This window comes from Nitrospira sp. BLG_1, assembly GCF_047338595.1.
GTDB lineage: Bacteria > Nitrospirota > Nitrospiria > Nitrospirales > Nitrospiraceae > Nitrospira_D.
In genome coordinates this window covers 131,457-144,313 of the sequence record NZ_JBLFBO010000004.1, presented here as the reverse complement: position 1 = coordinate 144,313, position 12,857 = coordinate 131,457, and the positions used below count along the sequence as shown (strand labels likewise).

The 12,857-nt window shown below is 53.4% G+C and carries 12 protein-coding genes; 8 read left to right on the top strand and 4 right to left on the bottom strand.

The features are described 5' to 3' along the window. Positions 1 to 5: 5 nt before the first annotated feature. The gene (locus ACMTNU_RS06085; RefSeq protein WP_413934337.1) at positions 6 to 728 is read right to left on the bottom strand and encodes an SIMPL domain-containing protein; all 723 of its coding nucleotides are present in this window, start codon (positions 726 to 728) and stop codon (positions 6 to 8) included. 172 nt (positions 729 to 900) lie between these two features. Between ACMTNU_RS06085 and ACMTNU_RS06080 the strand changes: the two genes are divergently transcribed. From ACMTNU_RS06080 to ACMTNU_RS06065, 4 genes are all read left to right on the top strand, one after another. Beyond that, entirely contained in the window at positions 901 to 1,476 is a 576-nt protein-coding gene (locus ACMTNU_RS06080) for a thioredoxin family protein (protein WP_413934336.1), read from the top strand. A gap of 1,442 nt (positions 1,477 to 2,918) precedes the next feature. Then, positions 2,919 to 4,067, top strand: a complete 1,149-nt coding sequence (locus ACMTNU_RS06075; RefSeq protein ID WP_413934335.1) for a hypothetical protein — start codon at positions 2,919 to 2,921, stop codon at positions 4,065 to 4,067. Next, positions 4,060 to 6,405, top strand: coding sequence for a Mov34/MPN/PAD-1 family protein (locus ACMTNU_RS06070; RefSeq protein WP_413934334.1), 2,346 nt, complete (start codon positions 4,060 to 4,062; stop codon positions 6,403 to 6,405). Before ACMTNU_RS06075 ends, ACMTNU_RS06070 begins: the two co-directional genes overlap by 8 nt. Before the next feature lie 76 nt (positions 6,406 to 6,481). After that, complete coding sequence (locus ACMTNU_RS06065; RefSeq protein WP_413934333.1) at positions 6,482 to 7,171, top strand: hypothetical protein; 690 nt, start codon at positions 6,482 to 6,484, stop codon at positions 7,169 to 7,171. 447 nt (positions 7,172 to 7,618) lie between these two features. Here ACMTNU_RS06065 and ACMTNU_RS06060 read toward each other — a convergent pair whose 3' ends face one another. Continuing rightward, entirely contained in the window at positions 7,619 to 8,290 is a 672-nt protein-coding gene (locus ACMTNU_RS06060; protein ID WP_413934332.1) for a hypothetical protein, read from the bottom strand. 672 nt (positions 8,291 to 8,962) lie between these two features. On the opposite strand from ACMTNU_RS06060, the gene ACMTNU_RS06055 reads away from it, so the two are divergent. From ACMTNU_RS06055 to ACMTNU_RS06040, 4 genes are all read left to right on the top strand, one after another. Then, positions 8,963 to 9,166 (top strand): hypothetical protein, encoded by a 204-nt coding sequence (locus ACMTNU_RS06055; RefSeq protein WP_413934331.1) that lies wholly within the window; start codon positions 8,963 to 8,965, stop codon positions 9,164 to 9,166. Then, the gene (locus tag ACMTNU_RS06050; RefSeq protein WP_413934330.1) at positions 9,163 to 9,486 is read left to right on the top strand and encodes a hypothetical protein; all 324 of its coding nucleotides are present in this window, start codon (positions 9,163 to 9,165) and stop codon (positions 9,484 to 9,486) included. Before ACMTNU_RS06055 ends, ACMTNU_RS06050 begins: the two co-directional genes overlap by 4 nt. Positions 9,487 to 9,785: 299 nt before the next feature. After that, positions 9,786 to 9,989 carry a superinfection immunity protein gene (locus tag ACMTNU_RS06045; protein ID WP_413934329.1) on the top strand — a complete coding sequence of 68 codons (204 nt, stop codon included), beginning with the start codon at positions 9,786 to 9,788 and terminating at the stop codon, positions 9,987 to 9,989. Between the two features lie 354 nt (positions 9,990 to 10,343). Beyond that, positions 10,344 to 10,943 carry an SLATT domain-containing protein gene (locus tag ACMTNU_RS06040; protein WP_413934328.1) on the top strand — a complete coding sequence of 200 codons (600 nt, stop codon included), beginning with the start codon at positions 10,344 to 10,346 and terminating at the stop codon, positions 10,941 to 10,943. A 250-nt stretch (positions 10,944 to 11,193) separates the two neighbouring features. Here ACMTNU_RS06040 and ACMTNU_RS06035 read toward each other — a convergent pair whose 3' ends face one another. Beyond that, complete coding sequence (locus ACMTNU_RS06035; RefSeq protein ID WP_413934327.1) at positions 11,194 to 12,165, bottom strand: aldo/keto reductase; 972 nt, start codon at positions 12,163 to 12,165, stop codon at positions 11,194 to 11,196. A 284-nt stretch (positions 12,166 to 12,449) separates the two neighbouring features. Further along, a complete protein-coding gene (locus ACMTNU_RS06030) occupies positions 12,450 to 12,857 on the bottom strand; it encodes a hypothetical protein (protein WP_413934326.1) in 408 nt (135 codons plus the stop codon).

Sequence of the window (12,857 nt, the reverse complement as noted above, 5' to 3'; positions counted from 1 at the left end):
CTACCTCACTTCGGCGCAATTTCGTAGACCAGCGTCACCGTGGCTTCGATCTTCAGCTCACCTGATGAAATCGGCACATCACCGGCGCTGGCTTCCATGGCCATGCGTGCCATCGGCATAGGAGGTCGGATCATCTGGCCTCCTTCAGTGACCGAGAGAATCCGTGCGAGTTTCACGTTCAGCCCGTCGCTCAGCACTGAGGCTTTCTCACGAGCCTTGGCCGCAGCCTGTTTCAACGCGCTGAGCCGTACCGATTGCTCCTCGCGTAACCCCCAGTGCAACCCCTGAAAACTGTTCGCCCCCGCCTTTAGAACTTCTTCAATCACCGTGCCGACCTTGTCCAGAGCACGGATTTCCACGGTCACCATATTACTGACCACATAGCCGATGATTTCCGGAGACGCAGGTGAGACATCCGTAGGACGGTTCGATGGCGGCCGATATTGCGGCGACACGGTAAACGACGATGTCTGGATTCGTTCCTTCTCAATCTGTAGATCCCGCAGCCGATCCATGACTTTACTCATAACCGTACCGTTCCGCTTTTGTGCGTCGGCGAGGGACTTACTCGCCGTCTCCAAACCAAACATTACGAAGGCCGTATCCGGCGCATGCGGCACAATCCCTGTTTCACTGACCGTAAGGGTTGACGTGGGAGACGTTGTCTCATCATGAGCCAACGTCACAACCGGAACCGCCAATAGGATCAACAGCCAAAGACTCCGCATGGCCCGCCTCCTTATTATCAATAACCACCTCGCCTTTCCCACAGCTCCACACCAGCAGACCCAGCATAGTCCTGGTACAACAATGACGCAAGAAATGCTCACTCGTCACCACTTGACCCAGCTGAACACATGCGGCATCTTCTTTATCGAACACACCACAAGAGGTTCTCTCATGGCCATGACTTCAACCATACTCCCGCTTGGAACCACAGCACCGCCGTTCGGTTTACCGGACGTCGTGACTGGGCAACGCTACTCGCTCGACTCGTTCGCTGCAAAGGTAGGCCTGCTCGTGATGTTTATCTGCCGACACTGTCCCTATGTGGTACATGTCGAACATGAACTGGCCAAACTCGGACAGGACTATCAAGACACGAATCTAGGAATCATCGCCATCAGCAGCAATGATCCCATCAACTATCCCGATGATGCCCCGCCAAGGCTGAAGGAAATGGCCTTACGTCTAGGTTTCATGTTCCCGCTCTGTCACGACGAGACCCAGGAGGTCGCGAAAGCCTATCGTGCAGCCTGCACCCCAGAGTTCTATCTTTTTGATCGAGATCGCCGTCTGGCCTACCATGGACAACTCGACGACAGCCGACCAGGTAATAATAAGCCAGTGACCGGCCATGATCTCCGTACTGCCATCCAAGCCGTGCTCACTGGCAAGCCCGTCGATAGTAATCAAAGGCCCAGCATAGGCTGCAGTATCAAGTGGAAGTCAGGCCATGCTCCGCCTTATGCTTGAGAAGCTCTCAAATCCTGAAAGCCTGTTCAGATCGCAAAGCCCAACCTCAACGAGAATCCACCTATCCACCTGACATCAAAACGGTCGCGCAAAGACGACTGGCGCATTGCCCACCAGGAACTTAAGAATTCCAGACAGTTTGCTGCCGTGCAGATTAGGACTGGCACGAGTATTTTCATTCCACATCTTCTGTGGATAGCCCTGTGCACAAGGTACAGAATTCCATAAAAGACGGTGCAAATGGCTTGTGTATTTATCAAAGTGCCTATTTTTTAGTCATCCGCTTTACTGCGATAGCACCACAAGTAATAGTGGTAACAGCATGAGTTCATTGCTTTCTTGCATATTCCTAGAAATAGGACTTGACACAATCCAAGCAAATCGACCTAATCCCGGCGCTCGTGTTATCTATCCCACGGTTATCCACAGGTTCAACACAATTCTGGGGATGACGGCTCTCAGCAGCAGGAGCGAGGTTTCAAATCTGTCAAGAGGGATGAGTAAGAAAGAAGGCTCAAAAATACGCTAAAGAGGACCTAGGGACGAAACTCCTGTAACCAGGTCCACATGGCGCAGAACACATCCCCTGACCATGTTTCAGGAGCATGGCCAGATGGTCTATCAGATCACAATCTCCGGACTGGATGGAACGGAGCCAAGTAGGAAACCGAGCATGAAGTGGGAGAACAGCCTACCAGGCATAGGCTCCGGACGCAGCGCCCCCAGTCCTGGGAAAGGCTGGTCCAAATCAGTGAGCCACAAAGATGTTTGCACGAATGCGATGAAGCCTGGCAAATCGGTCACGCTGGGAAGGGTCAGGACGCGCGAGAGATAGGCAGTCAGCGGAACTTCACATCTGAAAGCATCCCCTGGTCGCAATGGGGACAGGAGTCAAGCAATATAAATTGAGTAGAAACTGAAACGTGATCGGACAGATGCTGTCGGAGGCAACCGGCAGCTATCGACCCAAAGCCGAAGTCCACGACTGACGGCTATCAGGTGGTCCAATCGAATGACAGCGCCATCAGGATCCCACTGGGTGTAAAAGAAAGAACGTTCATAGCAACACGTGCGTCTTACGGTAGTGCAGAAGCCGGGATTTGACTTGGGGCCCATTCAGCAAGCACCTTCAATCCTGACGCGACTTTCACAGGTCTTGAGCTAGAAAGTCAACGAGTTGAGTCCTGAGAGCGAGTGAGATTGAGGGAGACGGAATGAGCGGAAAATCCCTCTGCTATACGACCGTTTTGCGACCGCCAGATCTCCACAATATCTTCTCTGAGAACCGCTCAACTTATAAGTTCTAAAATTCCCTCATAATCTCCAGGTAGCACTATCAAATGTGCGAATTTTTGGACACCGTAAGGCCCCCCTATCATTGACACTTAGACTTAGGCGACCATAGTATTATAGCCCAATCCTAATGGTTAGGAGATTCGCCTATGCCAGACACGACGATCACGTATTTTCCGGTTGGCAACGGGGACACCACCCTCATCAAACTGGCAGATGGCACCACCGTCATCATTGATCTTAATATCACCGAAGACTCACAAGTTGAGGACGATGACTCGCGCTACGACGTCCACGGCCATCTCATCAAAGAAGTTCGCAAAGACGGTTCGGGGCGGCCCCATGCCGACGCCTTCCTGTTGACCCATCCTGATCAGGACCACATCCGCGCGTTTTCGACGGTATTCTATTCGGGTGACCCTGGGAAATATTCAGAGGTGGATCAGAGGCAAGATCGAATCATCGCTGATGAAGTCTGGTTTGCGCCTCGGCTGTTCTGGGAAGGGCGAGATCTGTCCGATGACGCCAAGGCATTTAAGAAAGAGGTGGATCGCCGAATCGTACTGTATCGAAAAGGTGGAGCAGAAAGAAATCTCCCTGGGAATCGGGTACGCATCATTGGGTTCTCCGATAACCCAGAGCTTAAGGGGCTGGAAACCATAATCACCGTTCCCGGGAACACAACCAATGTGATTAACGGATCGGCCAAGAGCGGCTTTGAGTTCTTTGTGCATGGTCCGTTCAAGAAAGAAACCGATGCGGATGGGGACGAGCGGAATGACACCAGCATCGTTCTACAGGCACGGTTTGCGGTGGGCGGAGTCAAATCCGCCGCCCTTGCATTTTTTGGAGGAGATGCTGGCTGTACTATATGGGAGGACATTATCGCCCGCAGTAAGACAGAGGATCTCCTTTGGGATCTCTTCCTGGCACCACATCACTGTTCGTGGACGTTCTTTAGTGAGCTGCCATCAGAGGAGGAACAACCGAGCGAAAAGATTTTAGGATTACTCAAATCGAAGAAGCGCACGGGAGCGTTTGTTATTTCATCTTCAAAGTCCATAAAGGACGATGAGGACAATCCGCCACACTATATTGCCGCAGAAACCTATCGAAGCACCGTCGGGAAAGATCGCTTTCTCTGCACTGGGGAACACCCATCCGAATCGAAGCCAATCCCGATCTACTTTCGTATGACGCAAAACGGTCCACAGAAGGACGAGTATCCGAAGGGAAGTCAGGTGGTCTCCTCGGCGGCGCTCAAATCGACGGTAGCTACACCGAAAACATATGGCTGAAGGGTTTGATCTCCATTCAGCCACACAGAAGATCCTATCGCCCGACGAGATTCCGCAGTCCATCGAAGAGGGCCTACAAGAGCTGCAAGCCGCACTGCCCTCCTCATACCTCACGTGCCATTATTGGAATAAGGATTACATCGCAGTCACTCTTACCCTCTCAGTTGATCTTCCTACCGGCGGGCCAATCAACGGCATAGACATCCGTGCACAAGAGCCGGTGATTTTCCTCTTTCACAGGACGCGGTACCCTCGGATACCGCCTTCAGTGTATCCGGACCGGAAAAACTTCCCTATTCATGAGCTACCTCACCTCAATGTGGGAGGTGCGGGCAATCCTGCATCACTCTGCTTACATCGTGGAAGTTTGCGTGATTGGTTCGCCGAGCACAGTATCGCCGATCTGGTTGCGAGGGCCCGCTCCTGGTTTCGTGACGCTGCAAGCAATCGGTTGATTCGCGAAGAAGACCGATTTGAAGGCACAAGGATCCTTGAACCGAGCGGCGTCACGATTTACCAGCCCGGCGACCTCATGACCCATGTCGAAGGGCAGTGGGAGTCCTCAGGAGGCAGTGCGGGATACTCCTTTCTCATGGCGACGTTGCTGAAAAATAAGTCGATCAAAGAACACTATGCCTATCAAATTTCCTATCGGATCGAATTTCCTTTTCCAATTCCACCGACTGAAAAAATGGTGGAAGTATTCAGGCGATACAACCGGATCGTGGGTGCAGTACCCGATGAAGACAAGCTTCTCTATGGATTGCTCATATGGGGCCCTCGCGCCCCCGTGGCAGAGTATTTTGGCTCCCTGCCGAGCACGTACGGGGAGTTGAAGGAATTCTGTGTCAGATTGAATTCCCCACTGAACGCGGCGATCGAGGCGTATCACAGCATTTCTGCGCAGCTCCTGGGTGGAGTCCCGCTCATTCTCGCCCTCCTCCGCCCACAGCGATTGATTGGTTCTGACTCGCCAATCGAGTATCTTCATCTGGCAATACTGGGATCCGATGAACACTCCGGTGAGGATGGTCGCTGGAAAGATGATGCGCCCGTCCTTGTTCTTAGTCACCGAAACCCATTAACCGTGGCATTTGCGAGTCAGCTTTCCCGTGAAGAAGGTGCACTCTCAACGCCATTTGCACTGGTGGGATGTGGTGCCGTGGGCTCAAAAGTGAGTCTGCATCTTGCCAAAGCTGGTCAGTGTCAACAGACACTGATAGATTCGGCGGATCTCTTTCCACATCATCTAGTCCGTCATGGTCTGTCACCTCATTACGTGGGACAGAACAAGGCCGACGCTCTGAAGGATTACATCACCTCGATGTATCGGTTAGATCAGGACAGCGTAAAGATCCAGAGCCTGCCAACTCTGCTGGATCAGGTCCTCGAAACACCTGAGGTTCTTGACAAGATTCCCCTCTTAATAGACGCGACCGCATCAACAGCCGTCTTCAATGATCTTGTGCTGACAAAGGCACTTCCCACGGGATTACGGTATTCCAGGTGTGAGATCACCGACAGAGGGCAGTTGGGTATCTTGTACTGGGAGGGAGCAGAACGCAATCCGCGAATCGATGATCTCCAGGCGGCACTGTTTAATTACGGTCAATCCCTCCAGCCCATTGCGAGTTGGTTAGCTCGTCACAGAGAAGAACTAGAACAGGAGCGGGCGGCCATGCTTGAGGAAATTGGCATCGGAATTAGCTGTAGCTCAGCGACCTTGCGGTTGGCTGACGATATTGTGTCAGCGCATGCGGCTGTATTTGCAGCCACCTATAAACAACGTCATTCGTGGCTTTGTTTGAAGGAGGGACGGATCCAGATATCTCTATTCCTGACGGAGGACTTTGTCAAGACACATAGTTACACGCTACCAGTCCATCCGGTTATGTCGCTGACTCCGACGAATAATCCTTCCTGGCAGGTTCGTATCCAAAGCCATGTTGGTCCCCAAATCGGTGCACTCATGAAGAGAGCGGGGAAAAAGGAGACAGGAGGTCTTCTTGTTGGGTTGATCCATAAAAAACGCAAAATCATCTATGTGACGGATTGTCTTCCGCCTTCCAAGGACTCCAGGGGAACACCGTATGCATTTAAGCGAGGGAGGCTGGACTACCCACAAATCCTGGATAGTATCGACGCATCAACGGGAGGACTCATCGGTTACGTGGGTGAGTGGCACACGCATCCAGACGGACCAGCGACCTTGAGTCCAACAGATATAGAAGCCGTGAAGCAAATACGCAAACACCTCAACCCGGCGGGAATTCCCACCCATATCATGGTATTCGGAAAAAGGGATGTACAGTCCTTCGTATTCACTGATGAGTGCTGAAGAGTTTATGGTGCAGACGCGTGTCGCCCAGCAGCCATTCTGACGCAATAAGGTGAATTAACATCGGAGAACGCCCATGGTGGGAAGATTTAACGCCTATGATTTCATCGCGGTCGTAATACCAGGAATGTTCTTCATTTGGGCCCTGGGAACATTTTCGAAGGTTTTGAGCCTAGATGATCTCATGCTAAAGAGCGGTGATTTAGCCGAGACTTCTATACTGATCGTTCAAGGATATATTCTTGGGCTCTTGCTCCAAGGCATAAGCCAGCATCTTCTTGAGCATATTGTTACATGGTTCTGGGGTGGGTTGCCATCGGATCGCATGCTGCTGCCACAGGATTCCACATTTCCGAATGAGTATAAGCAGAATCTCCGCAATCTCATTCGAGACAAGTTTCATCTTTCGATTCGGACTGACGAAGTGCCACAACAGGATCTTGACGCTGTCCTGCGTGACAATCACGCGGCATTTAGACTTTGTTATCGCTCAGTCGAAAAGCTGACCGAGACGCCGGCTGTTTTCAACGCCCAATATGGACTCTTTCGCTGTCTGCTCGCCATGTTTGGGCTTCTGTCACTAATTGAGTTGATCATGCTAGGTCGCTCTTATATGAGTGTCCCGGGTGATATTGCTACACACATTATGAATCTCGTGATCTTTGCTGTTGGGGGTTTTATCAGTTATTTGCGGATGGAGAAGCGAGCGCAAGATTTCTCTCGCTCTGTTTATGACTTGTTTTATTCACACTTCTCAGGGAAATAGTCAGGGCTATCACAATTTGACAGCGGTATCACGATAGTGCCTTGGAGGGTGTCGAGCGTTCCGCGATAGCAATGGAAAAGCGCACCGGACAAGAAATATAATCGGGCTCTCCGCCAACCATCTGATCTAAGGACGAGTGAAGTCAGTTCTTGAGTCACATGAATTTGAGAACTTAGGGGAATACGGGTGGGCAGGTTTTGTGGACGCCGACTCTAATGAACGGCAGCTTTCCGGCGCAGAGATTGCCTAAGCGACTGTCGCAAAGTGGCCGTCTTCGACCATCGGTCTCCGACCCGAAGCAGAAGTACAGGGCGTCATTTGCCCTGATCTGATCGAATATTCCGTTATCCCGGCTTCTCCCCAATCCGCTGCCGCTGCCGGTCTCACTGTCTTCAGTGACATCCGGAATCGTTTGAGGCGTTGAGGGGGCAGACCTGAGTGTAATGGTTAAGACAGGCCTTGCTCGACCAACTCATTCTCGATCGTGACGCCCATTCGTTCTATCAGCCGCGTGAGTAATGTGAAATGGGCGCGCGAGTCAGTCGCAACGGCCAGCTGTTCAGCCGTCGCCAGTTGTATGGTGTACACCAGTGAGACGGAGGTTTTTAGGAGGGCAAGGCCATAGTCGAAGAGATCCGCTTCACTGCCGATGAGCCGTCGCCGGCTGAGTTGACGGATACCGGCCACCGTCAAGGGAGTCGTCTCGAACGAACCATCCTTCAGACGAACCATCAAGGGCTGCTCGGCATGGCCATCGTTGTGACGCCCCGTGATGTCTGTGCCGTCGAACAGACCACGTTGGAATCGGCGATTCTCTACCAGCGCGCGATGAAAGAGCCCACGCCACGTGGCATCGGTGAGATCGCGATCCACAGCGATGCAGGTGTCCGGCGTGAGCGGCCCGCTGACGTTGTACCCCTGCACCAGTCGGTGGCTGGCCAGGAGGTCGGGGAAGGCATCGCCCATCCGTTCGGGAAAAGCCGTTGTCCCGCAGAAAGGACTGACTTGTATGGCCATATAGTCCCGGAAATGCACCTGCTGATACCGCTCCAGCAGCCACTGCAAGGTGCGCTCGTGGCACAGATGGAACGGATAAAATAGGACGCCGGATTGTGTCATGCCAGTGATGCAGCATAGCTGTTCTGCAACCGTATCGGCAAGCTGTCGTCCCAGCCCGCATGATTCATGACTGTTCGTGGCGAAATCGCCCAACCGCGTCGTGAGACCGGCGCGCGGAGCCCGGAGGATCCGAGGCGTACTCGTGCAGTACGTCGAGGGTCTGAGGGGCGAGCCTGCTGGCCGCAGGCGTGTCGCAACAGCGGATCGGCGATTGCAGCAGAAGAGTCATGAATCATGCGGGCTAGGGGCAATGGAACGGAAGCGGTGACATTGCGCCACAGCGATTCTAACCATAATACAAGACAGCGAGATGGGGGTCAGAGAACTATTGAGTGGCTGGAGGGCATCGGCGATGCCAGCCATGGCCCACAAAGAAATTGCATACGGCCCCCATACGTACCTCACCTTTCACTTAAGTCGGCACTCACGCCTGACATCCATCTTATTCATGCTGGTTCCACTACACAAAACGCGATGTGGCCCCAATAACCTCTAGGCCGCCTCTATCCTTTTTCCACACCGAAAGATGATACGTCCTACACTTCGCTCCTGAGGCATGATGACAAAAGGCACCGCCTTGCCTATACTTTCCGGGTGAAAACATTTCGAGGGAATTCCCCGAAGAACGAACTACTGAAAGCAGGTCGGGGCGTTTCCTTTGAGGATGTGGTGTTGGCCATCGAAACTGGTGGGTTGCTGGATGTTGTAGGACATCCCAATCCCGCTCGGTATCCGAACCAAGGCCTCTTTGTCGTGGCCGTGAGTTCCTCTGTGTATCTCGTGCCGCATGTTGAGGAAGCGGACTACGTGTTTCTGAAGACGATTATTCAGAGCCGCAAAGCCACGCGAGAGTATGGACTGAGGGGAAAGCTATGAAAACTCTTGATCGCTATGAGAAACAAGTTCTGTCGGCGTTCGAGGCCGGCAAGCTAAAATCCACGGTGACGTCCGAGGCAGCGTTGCATCGATATCGCGAGTATGCTCGTGCGACTCTCAGCAAAAACAAGCGGGGCAATATTCGACTCTCCACCCCTGACCTTTCTGAAATCCAAGCGCGCGCTGCGGAAGAAGGCATTCCCTATCAAACGCTGATTGCGAGCGTCTTGCATAAGTTTGTGGCAGGCCGCTTTGCAGAAAAGACATCGCGCCTCACGACGCGCGCCAGCAGACGCGGCAAGAAGCGCCGAGCGGCGTAACGCTGCGCACAGATTACGCCGTACAAAACGGAGAGTTCAGCTGTTCACTCGAGGCTTGGTCATGTGGCGAAACAGTGCAAGGTAAAAACGGTCCCTTGTTTCAGCTTGTGCCGAAATGGGCTAGGCCATGGAGCATCATAATTCGACCACCAGGTGCATTGTACCTGTAGGGTAATGGGTTGACACAAGAAACAAGATCTGACTCTGATTTCATCTCACAATAACCAGTCGGTCATTGCACACCAAGCGGCGGTGGAAGTAGAAGCGAACACCTTACGCCCGCATGAAGGAGGCGTCCCATGGACAATGATCTCCCCTCTGTCCTCTATGTCCTGGGTGCGACGTTCTTGTATTTTCTTCCAACCTTTCTCGCCCTCGCACGAGGCCACCCCAACTCCTTCCTGCTTGCGATCGTGAATCTCTCGCTCGGATGGACCGTGATCGGCTGGGCGGGCGCGTTGTTCTGGTCGCTCACGAAGCAACCTCGGGGAGGGGAATCTTGACTAAGTGCAAGGTCGAAATGGCGGCAGTCCACAAGCGAAAGACGGTGAATGATTTTCTGATTACGAAGAAGAAAAGGGGTCGGGCTTTGCTATCTTAACAATCTACACCCACACTTCCGACTGATGACCACTTTCAGACGGTGCGATCTCGGCGCCGAACTTCCGCTTCTGGCCGTTCTGCGACCGTCGGTGCCCGACCCAAAGCCGAAGTCCACGACCGACCGTTACCAGGGGGGCTTATTCCGATCCGCATAAGAACCCGTGACAAATGGTCCCACCGTCGCAACTCATTGAAACGACACTGGGCATGGCGTATTCTTCACGAACCACAGTGGCGTCTTGTACGGACAGAAAATGGCAGATCCGGCCCTCATGCGGATCGGCCTAAACATTGTTAGGTTGCAATCAACAAGGGGACTTCTCATGGTCAACGAAAAGCGGGTGTTTACCCCTCCTGGGACAGATGAGCTTCTTACCGGTTGGCTCATTCATTCCCACAAGGCCCGGGACAGACATGACGAAGCCGCCCGCAGGTACGCAAAGGGGCAATATGCATTGGGAATTCCATCTCTCATTGTTTCCACCGTCGTCGGAACGTCAGTGTTCGCCGCGCTGTCCTCTAAGGAGGTGCCGCCACTATGGGTGGGGCTGCTGAGCATTCTTGCTGCCGTGCTAGCCGCACTGCAGACATTTATGGACTTTGGTGGTCGGTCGGACAAACATCGGAACGCGGCCGTTAAGTACAAGTCGTCAATCCGACTGCTTGAGGAGTCAATAGTTCGACAAAAGCAGGGGACAGTACTCACCAAAGACGAGGTTGCGACCATAAGAACGACGCTAGATAGCCTCGAGGAAACGGCTCCTGTGGTCATGCCGAAGATCCACGATAACATAGAGAAGAGGTATCAACACATGAAGTATGTTTCGGAGGCGATTGGCTTATACAGCAAGTAGTAGGCTAACCTTGGGCGCATGCCTGCAACCTAACCGGTCGCTGCAGCGGACAGTCAGCAAGCGGCGCTTCGCTTGCTTTCTCCAGCTGGTGAAGACAGTCGTTAATGCAACACGGCTGAGGACCGCTTTATGGCGATGCGATCTCGGCGTCGAACTCCCGCACTTGGCCGATAGCAGCCCTTGCGGATGGTCAATCTTGCCGTTCCTCGATCGAAACTCTCGAATCAATCTGACCCCGAACATCAAGCATTTACCAGGCATAGGCTTCCGGTGCGGTACCACCTGGACCGGGAAACAGATCGTCCAGCTGCTTCATAGTTTCCTGACTCAGTGTGAGACTCAGTGCTCGCATCGCTCCATCGAGTTGTTCCATCGTGCGTGGCCCAATAATCGGTGCTGTGACGGCTTTTTGATGCAGCAACCAGGCTAATGCAACATCAGCCGGGCGTTCATCGATCCGTTTGCAGAGGGCTTCATAGGCTTCCAATTTTGTTCGCGACTTCGCGATCTCCTTCTTCAGCTCTTCGTCCGCACGGCGCCCGCTGTCGGCTGGTTGGAGAACTCCGGCTAAGAGCCCCCGCCCCAGCGGACTCCAGGGAATCAGACCGATCCCATAGGCCTCACAAGCGGGAATGACCTCCAACTCGATCGTGCGCTCAGTGAGGTTGTACAGACTTTGTTCCGACACCAAGCCTAGAAAATGTCGACTACGCGCGGCCTCCTGTGCCTGAGCGAGATGCCACCCGGCAAAGTTGCTGCTGCCCACATAGACCACCTTGCCTTCTCTGACTAACTGCTCCATCGCCTGCCAGACTTCCTCCCAGGGTGTCTCCCGATCGACATGATGCATCTGATACAGATCGATCCAGTCTGTGTGAAGCCGGCGCAGACTCGCTTCACAAGCCTGTTTGATATGGCGGGCCGAAAGGCGAGACTGGTTCGGCCACTCCCCCATGCGACCGAATACCTTGGTGGCAAGCACCACCTTGTCTCGACGACCTCCACCCTGCGACAACCACCGTCCAATGATCTGCTCGGTCCAGCCTTCGCCCAGTTTCCAGCCATACACGTCGGCGGTGTCAAAAAAGTTGATACCGAGATCTAGCGCTCGATCCATGACGGCGAAGCTGTCCTGCTCACTTGTCTGTGGCCCGAAATTCATCGTGCCAAGGCAGAGCCGGCTGACTTTGAGCCCCGAGCGACCGAGATGGCGGTATTCCATATGTAACCAATCTTCTTCAGGAGCAGGTAGAGAGAGGACTCTTTCGAGAGAACGGATACCGACTCATCGTACTAAAAGCTCCCATCGACTTTAGCAAGCCGTTGAAACCCGTTCTGGCATCACAGGACCAGGCTGCATCAGGCAGTACCGGAACAGCCGACAGGATGTTCAAAAAGACCGTCCAGCGCGGCCGCAGCGAGCGCAGAGGCGAAGCGTACTCTGAGCCGTACGTTGAGCCTCTAAGCGATGCGAGAACAACGCTGGCGGACTTTTTCAACATCCTGCTAATACCCGCGTCCCGCACTTCCCCCACGCCCCATCCGGTCGAGCGGCAGCGCGTCGTAGCGCTGTTTGAGATCAGGATGCTCGCTCAGGTACTGTTTGACCGCTGCATCATCCGCAAAGACTTCAGGGCTCCGTTTCCGATATTCGTCAAGCGTCAGATCATGCTTAGCCAGTACCGCAGTCAGTTTTGTATTGAGATCGTCACGCATCTTGTTCATCTGCTCAGGAGACGGCCGCTGTCCGCCGCCATACCCCGCTCCACCCTGAAAATAGCTCGTCATCATCTCGCCGATCTCAATGCGGGAGTTGACGAATTTCTCAACGTCCGCCGGTTCCGCAGCTACGGCAATCCCTGAGAACAGAAGCCCTCCTAAGACAATCACAATGGCCTGAGATCGAACATTCAT